Consider the following 14,107-nt stretch of genomic DNA (forward strand, 5'->3'; position numbering starts at 1 on the left):
TCGGCGGAGTGGTCCTTCAGTGCCGGTTCCAATCTCAATACATCTGTTAATCTGTCAATGGTTGATCAAGACGTTAGCTAAGGATTCTTTAGCTTGAAAGGTCCCAGTGCGGCATTTCGGTCCCTGCGTTCTGTGTGCAATGCGGATGCTGGGCTCAGGACACATAGCCAATAGATGACCAAGGCGGCGAGAGCGATTGCTGAGAGGAAGACTTTGGGACACCTGTCGAACCGCGACGCCACACGTCGCCAGTCCTTCAATCTGCCAAACATGATCTCAATCCGGTTGCGGCGCTTGTCGTATCGGACAGTTGTAGTGCGCTGTTTGCGGCCTGGAATGCATGCGCGTATCCCTTTGTCTTTCAACGCTTCTCTGAACCAATCGGCATCATATTCGCGCTCACCCAGCAACCATTCGACATTTGGCAGACTGCTGACCAATGCCCTCGCGCCAATGTAGTTGCTGACTTGCCCGGCAGTTGATTGCAAAGCAATCAATGAGGGGGGATCATGACCGTCTTTTCTTCGCCCTGGTTGGCGGCCAACCCGACCAATATCTGGGTAAAGATGCCTTTGTCACCCCATCGCTTCCAACGATTGTAGAGCGTTTCCGGGGCTTTCGCGGCCCCACTGGGGCCACGGCCCCCTTCAACTGTGTGGTCCATATTCCCTGGGTGCATCGCGCCACCGTAACCCGTTGCGATTGGTGAAGATAATCCCATTCAAGACACGCCTGTCATCAACACCAGGTTTGCCGGGGGACTTTGGAAAGAAGGCCTCCAAACGCGTCATCTGCTCGTCGCTTAACCAGAAAAGATCGGACATGTGCGCCGCTCATTTTGAACGCGATGAATCACGCAGCCAAACGGAAATCAATGGGTCCTGAGCCTAGATCGTTTTGCCGACTCCGAATTCATTCCCAAGCCCAATTCAACCGGCCCATAGCCGTCACTCCTTGGGGTTTTGCCATGCTGCGATCACAGCTCGCATAGCTGCCATTCGCTGCAGACGCAAAGGCACAGCCCCATGTTGATATCCACGTCTTTAAAAGTTTGTCCGGCGGGCGCGTCTGACGGGTATGTTCTTCACTTCAGATCGCCCCGCTATCACCTGCAGCGTGACCAAGAATCCAGTCAATCCCACACAGAAAGTCATCCATTGTCAGTGGATTGTTTTCACCGCTCGAGGCAGAGAGTACAAACCCATGTGCATAGTCGATCAGCACATGAACAAGAACGTCACCGCCATCGCTGTTTTCAAGTTGGTCCGTGTTGGCCTTTAATTCCACGGCCACGTTTATGAGGTCCGCGCTCATGAGTGTCACATCGTCCAGGATGGCACGGAGTAGATTGGCATTTTTCAAAGCGTAACCATAGTAAGTCACCATAATTCCTCGGGCGCGTTTGGCCGGAGTATCTTCACCCACACCATCCAAGACGCCTGCAAATGCCAGTTCTACCAGATCAGACAAAAGCTGTTTCTTGCTACCTGCGTGATAAGTCACGGCCATCGGAGTGACGCCAAGCTGATCGGCAACTATGCGAAAGGATAGCGCATCAACGCCTTTGCTTTGGACGATCGGTAATGCGGTCTTCAGGATCAACTGTTTCGAAAGGCGCTGCTCGGCCTTCGACGGCCGCCCCGGTAGAGAAGCTTTCGTCATCCGATTTTCAATCTGTAATCGAGATCCACCAGACCAGAGGGAAAGCTGCTAACCGAAACCAGTTCCAGATCAACGTCACCCTGTGTCTCGCCGAAAATCCGAATGCCTTCACCGATTAGGATGGGAATCAAGGTGATCCGCATGTCCGCAACTAGCCCGGCTTTGAGGAAAGAGCGAATGATTGCTCCGCCATCCACATAAACTCGACTGAAACCACGCGCGTCAAAGCTCTTCATCAATTCGGTGGGTGTTTTGTTTGAAACCTCAACCTTTTCGCGCAGGTCATTAGGGATGTCGTCGGCTGACATCGAACGACTGAGAACCACCACCGGTTTCGTGTATGGCCACTCTCCAAACCCCCTAACCGTCCGGTATGATCCCGACCCCATTACGATCACGTCGACACTGTCCTGAAAGGCTGTGAACCCGTGATCTTCATCCTTGGTGGGTTGCTTATCCAGCCAATCCAGCCTGTGATCCGGCCTTGCAACAAAGCCGTCTAGACTCATTGCCATCATAATATGTCCTGTGGGCATCGCCTGGATCTCCTTCACATTTTTTATATGCCGTATAATAATATCCTTGACGACACTCAAGGGGAATTACCATCAGGCTTGGCTCTGAACCCAATCCGAGAATGCCCGCACTGCGCCAATTGGTGCGGTTCTGTGCGGTTGAACTAGGAAATACCCGTATTCAGGCAGAACGGTTTCCGATAATCTAAACAGCCTTTCCCTATGCAGATCGTCCCCAACCAAGTCATCCATCAAAGCGATTCCTTGTCCGTCGATGACCGCTTGCACCCGGACATTCGGGTCAGGAACGATCAGCACATCTCTCCTTGTTTGTAGGGGAAGCTTTGCGACATTCAGCCAATCAGACCAGGCACTGCTGTCGTCGCGATCTCTCAGCAGCGTAAGCTGTGATATTGCCTCTTCTATTCCAAACTCAGTCACCAAATCGGCTGCCGCCCGATTGCCCACAGGATAGGGTGGTAAGTGCATGAACGATGTAACAGTGCCGTCACTCCAATTCCCGTTGCCCCACCTGATTGCCAGATCCACTTCCTGCATCTCAGCTTGAGAAAACTCGATCATCGGTTGAATGCGAAGCTGCACGTCCGGGTGGCTTTGCATGAATGACATCAGGCGTGGCGACAGCCAGCGCGCAGCGAAATAGGTCGAGACCCCAACAGTCAAAGAGCGCGTTGAGATCCCCTTCAACGCCTGAATTTCGGTTTCGATTTCTTCGTATCGAGTCTGGCAGATTGTGAGCAGTTTCAGTCCTTCACCGGTGAGTGTGACACCCCGCGTTGTGCGCTGAAACAAAACCATCCCCAGATCGGCCTCAAGCGTTTTGATCTGATAACTGATTGCACCCTTTGTCATATTCAGCGCCGACGCCGCCGTCGAAAAGCTGGAATTGCGGGCGATCTCGGCAAATAGCCTGAGCAAGTCGTGGTGACGAAAGCGGGTAGTCATGAGTACAGCGTATAAAATTTCTGAACACTAAGAAAAGAAATTTTCGATTTTCAAGCTAATTTTTTATGCCCAGGATTTGCATTCAGGTGCGTGAAACGAAGAGATGACGTTGGACCCTTTGAACGCTGTAGCAGACACATCAACACCGGCGGGGCGTCGCAGACGCGTGCGCCGACGCCGCTTGGCCCGTGACAATGAGTCCTCTGAAAGCACGCCGTTCGCGGGGCGCAAGATACCTGCATATAATCTTTTGAGCGAAACGGCACTGACCCGGATCGAAGATCAAGCCGATTGGATATTGAACAATATTGGTGTCGAGTTTCGGGGAGATCGTACAGCGCTTGATCACTTCGCCCAAACCGGTGCACGCATCGATGGCGAACGTGTGCGGTTTGAACCAGGCCACGTCCGCGCGCTTTGCACTACTGCCCCTAGTGAATTTCAGTTGCATGGCCGAGACCCGGCCAAAACAGTGACACTTGGCGGCGACAATGTTGTGCTGATGCCGGGATACGGCTCTCCCTTTGTCAGCGATCTGGCGAATGGCCGCCGCTATGCGACGCTGGAGGACTTCCGCAACTTCGTCAAACTGGCCTACACTGCTCCTGCCTTGCACCATTCCGGCGGCACGGTGGTCGAGCCGACAGATGTACCGGTGAACAAACGACATCTGGACATGATGCTGGCGCATCTGACGCTGTCGACCAAACCCTTTATGGGATCTGTCACAGCACCCGAGCGTACGCGGGATAGTATCGAGATGGCACGCTTGGTTTTTGGGCGCGACTTCATGAAGTGTCACGCGGTGATGCAGGCAAATATCAACGTCAATTCGCCGCTGGTTTATGATGGTACCATGTCGTCGGCTCTGCGTATCTATGCGGAGGCCGGCCAATGTGTCTGCGTCTCCCCTGCGATTTTCGCGGGTGCCATGGGGCCGCTTTCGCCAGCGGCGGTAGCGGCGCAAACTCTGGCAGAAGCGATGGTTGGCATTGCGCTTGCGCAACTGGTACGCCCCGGTTGTCCGGTGGTCTTCGGCTCGTTCCACTCCACAATGAACTTGCGCACGGGCGCTCTGACCTTTGGATCGCCCGAGGCGAACATGACCACGATGGCACTTACACAATTGGGACGAAGGCTTGGCGTGCCTGTGCGGTCCGGTGGCGGACAGATCACCGCCTCAAATGCGCCCGACGGGCAAGCGATGCAGGACAGCACCGGTGCAATGTGGTCCACACTTTTGTCCGGGGCTCATCAGGTTTGGCATGCAGCGGGCTGGCTCGAAGGTGGGCTTGTGATGTCCTACGAGAAATTCATTATGGATCTCGATCACTGTGGCGCGATGCTGAAACTGTTGCAGGGCTTTGAAACGGATGACGAGGCCTTTGGTCGTGATGCCTATTTTGAAACGGGCCCGGGCGAAAATTTCCTGTCGACCAGTCACACGCTGCGGCACTATGCGACGGCGAATTTTGAGCCACAGATTTCTGACGCCGGACCCTTCGAAACCTGGTCCGAAAATGGTGCTCTTACAGCAGATCAACGCGCCACCGGGCGGTGGCGTCAGATGTTGAACGACTATCAATGCCCCGAAATGGAACCCGAAATCCAAGCCGCGCTTGAAGACTTCGTGTCAGATCGCAAAGCGCGAATGCCGGACGAATGGTACTAGAAAGGATTAACATGACCAAGGAACTCAGCCGCACGTCTGCCCTTGCCTCACGCCACACTGCGCTTGGCTCGGGACTGGAGGATTGGAATGGCATGGGCACGGCCTGGACCTATGACACTGACCCCAATGATGAACATGATGCAGTCCGTGAACGCGCAGGCATGTTTGATATGTCACCTTTAAAGAAAGTGTTCGTGCGTGGTCCTGACGCCCTTGCCGTGCTTGACCACCTAACCACACGGGATCTGTCAAAACTCGCACCGGGGAAGGCAGCATATCTCTGCGTTTTGACTGACAACGGCGGGATCGCCGACGATGCAATCGTGTCCAACAACGGAGACAACGAGTGGATGATTGTGCACGGCTCGGGCGACACCATGGCGCTCTTGGAAGCTTCGGCGGCAGGGCGTGACGTTCAGGTCGAGTTCACCGACGATTTGCATGACCTGTCCGTGCAAGGGCCAGCCTCGCTGGATATCCTCAACGCTCATGTTGACATTGACTTGACTAATCTGGGCTACTTCGAACATGCGCCTGGTGTGCTCTTTGGTCATCCCTGCCGTATTTCCCGTACCGGATATTCGGGCGAACGTGGCTACGAGATTTTTGCGGGTGGCTCGGTGATCACCGACATCTGGGACAAACTGGCAGATGCAGGCGTCATGCCCTGTTCTTTCACCGCTCTAGACAAGGTGCGCATCGAAGCCGGGCTGTTGTTTTATGGCTACGACATGACCAATGAAAACTCCCCGTGGGAGGTTGGCCTCAGCTTCACCGTCAGCAGGACAAAGGGCGACTTCCGAGGCAAATCGATGGTCATGGCCTCAAAAGGTGCCGAAAAAGTCAACAATGTCTGTCTGGACATTGATCACTCCGACATGGTCGAAGGTGGGGAGACGCTGTCGCTGGACGGTGAAGATGTTGGGGTCATCAACAGCCCCTGTTACTCTCGCCGCCTGAGCAAATCGCTTGCGCTTGCGCATGTTCAGCCAGGGCTTGAGATCGGGACCACTTTAAAGGTCTCAGGAAATGATTTCGCCACAAACGCAACAATTGTGTCCAGCCCAGTTTACGACCCCGAAAAAGCTCGCACACATAATTAGGGAGGTCTTGGCATGCAGCGAAGATGCTTGTTTTCCAGGTATTCTTCGCTGCTTGCTGGTTACCCGCCCACCAGACGCAACCGTGCCCAAGGGCGGCTCTTAACTCAGTCAGCAGTTCATTTAGCCAAGCGCTGACCGCAGATGCGGCATCAGGCGGGAGAACTATGCTCGCTGAGATGCGGGCGGCCCTAAGGAGACATCTGGCAACCCACCACAATGCGGCGGCCGCGCCAATATTTTGGACTGGGTTCAAGATGTCAGATGCAAAACCGTCAATTCGTTTCGGGAAGTCAGCATGGGGCGCGATTTCAACGTATCTTTTCGACCAGAAAATCGATCATGGCACGCGTTTTTGCCGGCAGGTTGTCACGGCTTGCATAGATAACATGCACGCCCAGGGGCGGGTTTTCAAATGCCGTCAGGATGGGAACCAGAGTTCCCGCGTCCAGTTCGGCCTGAGATGAGATTTCTGGAAGACGCGAAATCCCGCGGCCCGCAAGGGCAAGCACTTTTTCAGTGTGTGCGTCGTCGCATCGTACTCTGGGTGAAATCGGCACGGTGATCACCTTTCTGTCCGGCCCTGCGTATGTCCAGCTTTGCGTTATTCCGTGAAAGGAGAAGTCAATCAGGTCGTGGTCTTTCAGGTCATTGGGGTGATGCGGTGTGCCATTGCGTTTCAGGTAGGTTGGGGATGCCACAGTAAGACCCCGTGTGCTCAAAAGCTCTCGGGCCACCAGATCAGACGACGGCAGGGTCCCGATCCGCACCAGCAAATCGATCCCTTCACCGATCATATCGGCGCGGCGTTCAGATATGTCCAGATGCAGATCGACGTCGGGATAGCGCTCAAGAAACTCAGGCAGCCAGTGATTCAGCCAACCATGGGCAAAGACCACCGGCACGCTCATCCGCAATTCACCGAAGGGCCGGTCGCTTATCGAATTTAGCCGGTTTTGCATGGCATGAGCATCTTCCACAATCCGGCGGGCGTTTTCATAGTAAATACACCCGGATTCCGTCAAGCTGAGCCGCCGCGTTGTCCGATTTAAAAGCCGCGTACCAAGCCGCGTTTCAAGCCGCGCGATTTCCTTGCTGACATGGCTTGGTGTATGTCCCAACTTCTTGGCAGCCGCGCTCATGCTTTCTTGCGCCACCACTGCGCAGAACAGAACCATGCCGTCAAAGAGATCTTTATTATGATCCATTTGGAAAATATCCTGTTCCATCTAAGCTATTAAGGTCTGTTACAGGCAGAGTTACCTTTGGCGCAACCAAATTAAAGGCTCAGCCATGTTGGACATCAGAAACTTCGATCACATCGGAATCCGGATCAGCAATCGGAACGCGTCCGTGTCGTTTTATGAACTTCTGGGGTTCGAAATGATCGCTGATGGCGGTTACGACAACGGTCATCCGCTGGTGATGATGCACCCGTCCGGGATCAACATCAATTTGCTTGGGCCAGCTACCGCGAAGGCCGGTGAAAACATTCTTATGGATGAAGCCGAGAAATACCCCGGCATCACCCACTTGGCCCTCAAGGTAAAAGATGCCCAGGCGACCGAAACCTTTGTCATTGAAAACGACATTGCCATCACCGGTCGTCGTGAATTCCGCGGCACCAAAACCATCTTCATCCGCGATCCGGATCGCAACGTGCTGGAGCTTGTCGGCCCCGGACCATCGGTTGCGCTGCTGATTGCCGAGCACGTGCACGGTTAAACCCCAGACATCCAAAAGAGCATCTCTCATGACCCTCCACCTCAAATCCCTTGCAACGGCCCTAAGCCTGACCATTGCTGCAACGGCGCTGCCCGCAATGGCAGAAACTCCAGTGATCAAAACAGTGGATGATGTCGCCAACTACCCTGAGGACTATCAGGGCACGCCGGTGCGGGCCGCTGACGAAGACCCTTTTCTGTCACCAACCAACTCGGCGCTGATCCTTATCGACTACCAGCCGCCGATTTTGGCTGGGGTAAAGAATATCGACCACGAAGAACTGATCAACAACGCCACTGGCCTGATCAAGACTGCGGTAATTTATGACATCCCGGTCATCTTCAGCCATGTTGCCGTCGGCTTGAATGGCTATGATCCGATGATCGAGGAACTTAAGGAGCTGGCTCCAAAAGCTGTATTCATTGACCGGACCAATGTGAACGCTTGGGAAGAGCCCGAGTTTGTTGCTGCCGTGGAAGCAACCGGGCGGAAGAAGCTTATTATGGGTGGCCTTTGGACCGACGTATGCCTGGCATACCCCGCGATTGAAGCCGAGAAATCTGGTTATGATGTTTACGTGCCCGAGGACGCCGTCGGCTCAATCTCGCAGTTAAGCCATGAAAACGGGATGCGTCGTATGATCGAAGCCGGCGTCGAGCCGATCACCTGGAACGTCGTTCCCGCGGAACTGCAACGCGACCACGCCCGCCCGGACAAACTACAGGCGGTCACCCGAGTGTTCATGGAGCATCTGTTCAAAGTTGACCCAAACTCAACCTGGTAACCGTCAGCAGGTCAGGATCATCTGCGACTATCCGTTGCCGTTCTCTGCGCCATGGATGGCGACCAGTAACAGCCCGAAGCGGACATCCAAACCAAGCTTTGCAGTTTCCGGGATGCGCAACAAAGCGGTCATAAGCGCCCTGTGGCACTTTTGACTGCTTTCGATATTCTCTTCGCGAAATGTTAGATCAAATTGGATACACTGTTTGCCGCGACCCAAAGCCCAATTCCAAAGCTGAGATGTGCAAAGACGCTCTTGAGCCGCGCAGCTCGTGGGTCGGGTGTTAACCGTGCCGCCAACCCCGCTCCCGTGCCCGGCTGAAGGATCAGAAAAGGCGCGAGCACTGTAAGAACTCCAAATGCAATCGCAGGCAGCAGGCTCGGCGCTTCAAGCCAGCCCCTACTGACAACGGCCAAAAAACCCAAAGCAAACACGACGCCCGTCAGATAATGTACGCTCCAGCCCAACAAACGCTCCGCCGGAACAGGGTCGCTGGCCATGATGGGCCGATGAAAAAACCGTCCCTGGGCCACATGGCCGAGCCAACGACCGACCATCGCGTAGTTGAGCGATTGCTGCGAGAAGATCAGCTTCTGGGAAAGGGCGACCACATCCATGAAGGCTGTCGCGCCGATGCCGATCAGAACCGCGCTGAAGAAAATTTCTGTTGTCATGGAGGTATCGACCTTAATTTCTGTTGATGTTTTGCAGTGGAAGGGCAACATGCAACTTCAAGTCCACTTGAGGTCAAGATCATGCTCGACATTTCTGAACTTTCTCGCGTAAGCGGATTTTCACCCTCAAAACTCCGCTATTATGAAGAGGTTGGCCTCATCCGGTCGGTGGGCCGAAGGGGGTTGAAGCGTCTCTATGAGGATGAGGTGAAGACGCGGATTTCCCTCATTTCTCTGGCGCAAACCGCCGGGTTTTCACTCGGCGAGATCAAAGAGACGATGGGTTCAGAAGGCAGGCCCGATCTGGATCGTACTGTTCTGGCAGCAAAGGCCGATGCAATTGACGTGAGGATCAAGGAACTGACGGCCTTACGGGACGGCCTTCGCCATGTCATGAATTGCACGGCTGAAAACCATCTGGATTGCCCTCGGTTTCAGCGCATCATCCGTGTTGCACTGACGAAGAAACAGGGCGATGCGAAACGTTCTAAAAGGAACCCCGACAAAGGGTGAAGGGGTTGAGCGTGGACCACGATTCACCATTTTGGGGCTGTTGACGGGTCAAGATGCTGGGACCACTGCCGCCCAGACGTCACGCGTTGCTGGTGTTCAGCGCGGTAATTCGCTGAAAGGACAGACATCGTCCTCGAACGGAACATACCGTCTCCGGAACGATGATCCCTCGACAATCTCTGGCCGGCTGATCCGATCCATACGAAAATGCCGGAAGTCCTCACGGCTGGAATCCCAGGCTACGAGATACCAGAGCGGCGGCAGGATGAGCATAGCTTGCGGTTCGACTTCGCGGCTTGTTTCCGCGCCCTTGGCGTCCCGGTAGCCGAAGCGCAGGTTTTGCCGTTGCAAAAACGCGGTCTCGAAGGCAGGCAAAAGCGCGAGGTCAATCGTGCCCATGTCCGAGATGTCTTGTTTGGGCGAAAGTTGCCCGACATGCAGGCAGTCAAGGAACCTGCGCAGATCCCGCACCTTGTCCGCCGGCAGGGCCTTCTCGATCTTGGCAAGCCCCGCGTCGGCGAGACCGGAGAAGGGAAGGCTTCGCGCAGCACGCATGGCCGCGACACTGACGAGAAGCGCAAACACCTCTGTGACTGAGAGACGGGCGGTGGTCTGCACGGATTGCGGATCAAGTTGCACGCCCCCGCCGCGCCCACATTCGGAATGGATGACAAAGCCCTGATCACGCAACGCCCCGATATCGCGCAATACCGTTCGTCTGGACGCACCGACCTGACTGGCCAGCTCTTCGACCGTTGCGGTTCCGTTACGGCGAAGGGTGCGCACGATGGCATCATGTCGGAGGCGGATGTTCATTTATTCACTATAGCACTTTCGGTGACAAATTTTGTCACCGTAAGGTTCTAAACCGCTCGCGGACCACTCAGCAAGGAGAATGAACATGACGTCCCGAGACCAGAATACATCCAACGGCGCATTACCGATCATCGTCAATCCGACGCATCTGCATGATCCCACGCCAAACGGCTATAGCACGGCAGTCGTGTCTCCTGCTGCGGGGCGGCTTGCTTTTGTATCAGGACAGGGCGGACAGGATCAAAACGGTGACCTATCGCCGGAGTTCAGCAATCAGGTTGAGCAAACCTATGCCAATCTGGCTGCGGTCCTCGACGCGCTCGGCGCACGCCCCCGTCACGTCGTGAAGCTGACCGTGTTCGTGGTCGACCACGATATGTCGAAGCTGGGTGTGCTGACCGAAAACGTGAAGCGGATTTTTGGCGATACATTGCCCGCGCAAACGCTGATCCCTGTACCGAAGCTCGCCATCGACCCGATGCTTTTCGAGGTAGATGCCGTCGTGCATTTGGATTGAGCGCTCGAATACGGCGGCGAGTTGCCGCCGTATTCATTAACGCGACCTAGTTTGCGCAATTGGCGCATTCCGATGTACCGACCTTGGGGGAGTTCTCATGACCTGCTCCCCCAAAAAATCCAGCACCTGCAGTGGCAAAATTGGATAAATTCGAGAGTCGCGAGGTGGAAGGAGTAAAATTGTTTAGCTTGTTCTACTGTACTATCGTGCCCAAGGACTAAACATCGGGACACTAGTAGAGCTGAGTTGAGCAACACACATGGATGCAGAAGGGCGAAGGATCGACACTAGGGCTGAGTTCATCGATTTTTTACGAACAAGGCCCTGCTTGGTGATGACCTGAGGTTCACCATCCATTCATCAGGCGGCATTACCAGCCATTTGCGTAGCGCAGGCGCGGGCCATCAAACAGGCCGTTCGCTGCGGGCGCAATACTTACGACAGACCAATCTGACGCAATCTTTGAAGCGGTCTAAATGTGATGTGAATAGCTTGTACCGCCCGGGCGCTTAGTCACTCTCCAGACGATCAGTTTGCAAAAAGGGCTATCGAGCAGGGTTCTACCCTGCGAAATCATACCTCAGATTTGTACACTGGCCACTCATCCGGCACACCCTTCAGTTTATGCGTGCCAAAACTGTATCCCTGATCCAGCAACCAAGTCCTTGACCGTGCGCGAAACAAGCACGTCAGCTTCGTTTCCAAGCTCGGAAATCCGTGACGCAATGTTAACCGCGATTTCACGAACATCACCGTCAGCAATTTCAACTTCGCCTGTATGAACGCCAATTCGGACATCCAAGCCGATCTGGGCAACTCCGCGACAAACGGCCTGAACACATTGGATCGCTCGTGCAGGGCCATCAAAAGTTGTCAGGAAACCGTCACCCAAAGATTTAACCTCACAGCCTCGAAAACGAGCAATTTCCTGACGAACAATCTTGTCGTGGACAGAAATCAGGTCGTTCCATGCCTGATCTCCCATCGCCTCGGCCTTTGCCGTGGAGCCGACGATATCGGTGAAAAGTACAGTGGCCAACACGCGGTCAAGTCTTGGTGCCGAGGTCGACCCTGTTACAAAGGTTTCGATATCGGATGCGATCTGGTCGGCATTCTCCCCCACGAATAAGATGTGGTCAGTACCCGGGTACTCCAAGAGGCGCGCGTTTGGGATCAACTCTGCCAACATACGGCCCCCCGTCACATCGACGTTCACATCTTCTGTGCGATGAAGCACGAGCGTCGGAACCTGTATGGTTGGGAGCACATCGGTTATATCGATCTCACTGTTCATGCGCATGATCTCGGTTGCAGCTCCCGGGTTTGCGCCCAGCCTTTCGAATTTACCCCACCATTGCTGGAAGGCAGCATCGCCCACCATGGACGGAGCGAACATCGGTAGGCTTTCCCCGCTTCCCCAAGCTGTGTCGATGTACTGAAAAAGCGCTTCCAGTGCTTCGTCAGTTGGGAACCAGGACTTAAACTTTGCGAATGCGCCATAAAGAATAAGGCTTTGGCATCGTTCGGGATGATGCGCCGCAAACAGGGATGCTAACGAGCCGCCTTCGGATATGCCAAATACGATGGCTTCTTGCATGCCTGCCGCGTCCATAACGGCCCGAACATCATCCATGCGCTGATCCATGCTCGGAAGGTTACCAGCCCGATCCGAAAGCCCGGTCCCTCGTTTATCGAAGATTACGACGCGCGCGAATGCCGCCAATCTATCTAACCACCGGGCACATCTGGGTTCGTCCCAATAGTTTTCGATATGAGAGATAAACCCAGGAACAAAAACAAGGTTCTTTGGCCCATCGCCAAAAAGCTGATAGGCGACATGCACGTCTCCACTCTTTGCGTATCGCGTCGTTGGCTGCATTTCTTCCCCTGCTCGACAGCTTCCAACTTAGCCAAGGTATATCAGGATGCGGTCGCAAAAAATAGTTAGGTAGAAAACAGTTAAATGCGTTTGTGTCGCGAGCAGGTTATTCCTCAAGCGGTGCTTGTCCAGGCACGATAAGTTTTTTACTCCGTAAAACCAAAACGCCTGGGGGCCAATAACAAGTGCGCAAATCCGCTTGCTATCAAGCGCAATCCTATCCGCTCGTGGCTGGAAACTGCATTGCGGTGTGGCAGGAAACTGCTGATGAATCCAAGCCCCATTTTCAAAGCGACCTGGCCCGTTCCAGACATTCGTACACTGCATAACATCGTACGGTTAGTTCGTCGTTCAGCAGGACCTTAAAGACCTTGGCCGCTTATCTCTCGGATAGATTTCCGAATTGGAAGTTCAACTGGCGGTTCGTCCTGAGATAAGACAACGGTGTCCCCAAAGTCTCCTCTGCTTCTAAGATCACAGAAGCCGATGCGCGGGCGTCTTCACCTGCATCATGGTGATGAAACTCGAGGCCGAGGTATTTCTTGAGATTTGCCAACCCGTGCCCACCGGCGCCTTTCAACGATGGCCATGCTCGACGGGCAATCGTCACACTATTTGTCCAATGCGACGAGATCATTGGCAGGCCATACCGGGCACAAGCAGCCGTCATCGCCTTTTCATCAAACGTACTGTGTTGCACAAGGTTGTGGGTGTTCAGGACTTCAAATAAGGACGCGTAAACCGTTGGGAATGTTCCAGCCCCAATCACGGTTTCGGCGGAAATCCCGTGAAGCTCAGTATTGAAAACCTCAAATGGTCCCTCGGGGTCAATCAGTACAGAATAGGTTTGCATGGAACCAGTGTCGCTAACAAAACAAAGCCCAATCTGGCATATGCTATCGATAGATTTGCCCGCCGTTTCGACGTCCAATGCAATAAATCGAAAAGGTCCGGCAGGCAGCGTGCTGAGATGTCCAAATCTGTTCAACGTGTCCACCGTTTGAGCGCTCTGCATCTGTCGGAATTTCTTAACCCTCGCTGCCAGGCCGACAACTGAGAATCCTAATTCTTGCGAGTCGAATGGGTCTTGGCAAGCCGTTCTCACCTTCAAGGAGTGCATTTTGCCTTAATGAAGCTTCACTCACGGCCCCTACCAGTCGTCTACTCACCGCGCTGGTGTCGCATTGCGGCCCCTCTTCCTGACATTTGCTGCAATTGCGCAGACTGGATGAGCGAAAGTTCATACATTGATTCCACGTGGTCGATCCGGCTTTAAGAGTGGAT

At 54.2% G+C, this 14,107-nt stretch carries 14 protein-coding genes and 1 pseudogene; 6 read left to right on the forward strand and 9 right to left on the reverse strand.

All coding sequences use genetic code 11. The features are described from left to right. Positions 1-77 precede the first annotated feature (77 nt). The 4 genes and pseudogenes from AC2FIS_RS12450 to AC2FIS_RS12465 form a co-directional block, all read right to left on the reverse strand. Positions 78-824 (reverse strand): annotated as a pseudogene (locus tag AC2FIS_RS12450) (transposase). 265 nt (positions 825-1,089) lie between these two features. Continuing rightward, the gene (locus tag AC2FIS_RS12455) at positions 1,090-1,662 is read right to left on the reverse strand and encodes a TetR/AcrR family transcriptional regulator (RefSeq protein ID WP_496773643.1); all 573 of its coding nucleotides are present in this window, start codon (positions 1,660-1,662) and stop codon (positions 1,090-1,092) included. Further along, a complete protein-coding gene (locus AC2FIS_RS12460) occupies positions 1,659-2,177 on the reverse strand; it encodes a dihydrofolate reductase family protein (protein WP_496773644.1) in 519 nt (172 codons plus the stop codon). The genes AC2FIS_RS12455 and AC2FIS_RS12460 overlap by 4 nt, the downstream gene beginning before the upstream one ends. Before the next feature lie 93 nt (positions 2,178-2,270). Then, positions 2,271-3,143, reverse strand: coding sequence for a LysR substrate-binding domain-containing protein (locus AC2FIS_RS12465; protein WP_496773646.1), 873 nt, complete (start codon positions 3,141-3,143; stop codon positions 2,271-2,273). Positions 3,144-3,246: 103 nt separating this feature from the next. On the opposite strand from AC2FIS_RS12465, the gene AC2FIS_RS12470 reads away from it, so the two are divergent. Together AC2FIS_RS12470 and AC2FIS_RS12475 are read left to right on the forward strand one after the other, a co-directional pair. After that, a complete protein-coding gene (locus AC2FIS_RS12470; protein WP_496773647.1) occupies positions 3,247-4,815 on the forward strand; it encodes a trimethylamine methyltransferase family protein in 1,569 nt (522 codons plus the stop codon). 11 nt (positions 4,816-4,826) lie between these two features. Then, positions 4,827-5,918 (forward strand): aminomethyl transferase family protein, encoded by a 1,092-nt coding sequence (locus tag AC2FIS_RS12475; protein ID WP_496773648.1) that lies wholly within the window; start codon positions 4,827-4,829, stop codon positions 5,916-5,918. A gap of 308 nt (positions 5,919-6,226) precedes the next feature. On the opposite strand, the gene AC2FIS_RS12480 is transcribed toward AC2FIS_RS12475, so the two are convergent. Further along, entirely contained in the window at positions 6,227-7,123 is an 897-nt protein-coding gene (locus tag AC2FIS_RS12480; protein ID WP_496773649.1) for a LysR family transcriptional regulator, read from the reverse strand. An 85-nt stretch (positions 7,124-7,208) separates the two neighbouring features. Here AC2FIS_RS12480 and AC2FIS_RS12485 point away from each other — a divergent pair, with 85 nt between their 5' ends. Together AC2FIS_RS12485 and AC2FIS_RS12490 are read left to right on the forward strand one after the other, a co-directional pair. After that, entirely contained in the window at positions 7,209-7,640 is a 432-nt protein-coding gene (locus AC2FIS_RS12485; protein WP_496773650.1) for a VOC family protein, read from the forward strand. Positions 7,641-7,668: 28 nt separating this feature from the next. Further along, positions 7,669-8,424: a hydrolase gene (locus tag AC2FIS_RS12490; protein ID WP_496773651.1), complete on the forward strand. Its 756-nt coding sequence runs from the start codon at positions 7,669-7,671 to the stop codon at positions 8,422-8,424. A gap of 182 nt (positions 8,425-8,606) precedes the next feature. Here the strand turns inward: AC2FIS_RS12490 and AC2FIS_RS12495 are convergent, their stop codons facing one another. Then, positions 8,607-9,149: a DUF2938 domain-containing protein gene (locus AC2FIS_RS12495; protein ID WP_496773652.1), complete on the reverse strand. Its 543-nt coding sequence runs from the start codon at positions 9,147-9,149 to the stop codon at positions 8,607-8,609. Between the two features lie 30 nt (positions 9,150-9,179). Between AC2FIS_RS12495 and AC2FIS_RS12500 the strand changes: the two genes are divergently transcribed. Continuing rightward, positions 9,180-9,611: a helix-turn-helix domain-containing protein gene (locus AC2FIS_RS12500; protein ID WP_496773653.1), complete on the forward strand. Its 432-nt coding sequence runs from the start codon at positions 9,180-9,182 to the stop codon at positions 9,609-9,611. 96 nt (positions 9,612-9,707) lie between these two features. Here AC2FIS_RS12500 and AC2FIS_RS12505 read toward each other — a convergent pair whose 3' ends face one another. Then, positions 9,708-10,427 (reverse strand): helix-turn-helix transcriptional regulator, encoded by a 720-nt coding sequence (locus AC2FIS_RS12505; protein ID WP_496773654.1) that lies wholly within the window; start codon positions 10,425-10,427, stop codon positions 9,708-9,710. An 85-nt stretch (positions 10,428-10,512) separates the two neighbouring features. On the opposite strand from AC2FIS_RS12505, the gene AC2FIS_RS12510 reads away from it, so the two are divergent. After that, the gene (locus AC2FIS_RS12510; protein ID WP_496773656.1) at positions 10,513-10,944 is read left to right on the forward strand and encodes a RidA family protein; all 432 of its coding nucleotides are present in this window, start codon (positions 10,513-10,515) and stop codon (positions 10,942-10,944) included. A 622-nt stretch (positions 10,945-11,566) separates the two neighbouring features. Here the strand turns inward: AC2FIS_RS12510 and AC2FIS_RS12515 are convergent. Further along, on the reverse strand, positions 11,567-12,823 hold the full coding sequence (locus AC2FIS_RS12515) for an adenylate/guanylate cyclase domain-containing protein (RefSeq protein WP_496773657.1): 1,257 nt from the start codon (positions 12,821-12,823) through the stop codon (positions 11,567-11,569). Between the two features lie 379 nt (positions 12,824-13,202). Next, positions 13,203-13,838, reverse strand: coding sequence for a 3'-5' exonuclease (locus AC2FIS_RS12520; protein WP_496773814.1), 636 nt, complete (start codon positions 13,836-13,838; stop codon positions 13,203-13,205). Positions 13,839-14,107: the final 269 nt, after the last annotated feature.

Source organism: Ruegeria sp. CDSB113, assembly GCF_059611045.1.

Excerpts from the sequence above, each read along its gene's own strand:
- AC2FIS_RS12490 (WP_496773651.1), top strand. The coding sequence starts at position 7,669 with ATGACCCTCCACCTCAAATCCCTTGCAACGGCCCTAAGCCTGACCATT.
- AC2FIS_RS12505 (WP_496773654.1), bottom strand. The coding sequence starts at position 10,427 with ATGAACATCCGCCTCCGACATGATGCCATCGTGCGCACCCTTCGCCGT.
- AC2FIS_RS12480 (WP_496773649.1), bottom strand. The coding sequence starts at position 7,123 with ATGGATCATAATAAAGATCTCTTTGACGGCATGGTTCTGTTCTGCGCA.
- AC2FIS_RS12520 (WP_496773814.1), bottom strand. The coding sequence starts at position 13,838 with ATGCAGAGCGCTCAAACGGTGGACACGTTGAACAGATTTGGACATCTC.
- AC2FIS_RS12485 (WP_496773650.1), top strand. The coding sequence starts at position 7,209 with ATGTTGGACATCAGAAACTTCGATCACATCGGAATCCGGATCAGCAAT.
- AC2FIS_RS12470 (WP_496773647.1), top strand. The coding sequence starts at position 3,247 with ATGACGTTGGACCCTTTGAACGCTGTAGCAGACACATCAACACCGGCG.
- AC2FIS_RS12465 (WP_496773646.1), bottom strand. The coding sequence starts at position 3,143 with ATGACTACCCGCTTTCGTCACCACGACTTGCTCAGGCTATTTGCCGAG.
- AC2FIS_RS12475 (WP_496773648.1), top strand. The coding sequence starts at position 4,827 with ATGACCAAGGAACTCAGCCGCACGTCTGCCCTTGCCTCACGCCACACT.
- AC2FIS_RS12495 (WP_496773652.1), bottom strand. The coding sequence starts at position 9,149 with ATGTTGCCCTTCCACTGCAAAACATCAACAGAAATTAAGGTCGATACC.
- AC2FIS_RS12515 (WP_496773657.1), bottom strand. The coding sequence starts at position 12,823 with ATGCAGCCAACGACGCGATACGCAAAGAGTGGAGACGTGCATGTCGCC.
- AC2FIS_RS12460 (WP_496773644.1), bottom strand. The coding sequence starts at position 2,177 with ATGGCAATGAGTCTAGACGGCTTTGTTGCAAGGCCGGATCACAGGCTG.
- AC2FIS_RS12500 (WP_496773653.1), top strand. The coding sequence starts at position 9,180 with ATGCTCGACATTTCTGAACTTTCTCGCGTAAGCGGATTTTCACCCTCA.
- AC2FIS_RS12455 (WP_496773643.1), bottom strand. The coding sequence starts at position 1,662 with ATGACGAAAGCTTCTCTACCGGGGCGGCCGTCGAAGGCCGAGCAGCGC.
- AC2FIS_RS12510 (WP_496773656.1), top strand. The coding sequence starts at position 10,513 with ATGACGTCCCGAGACCAGAATACATCCAACGGCGCATTACCGATCATC.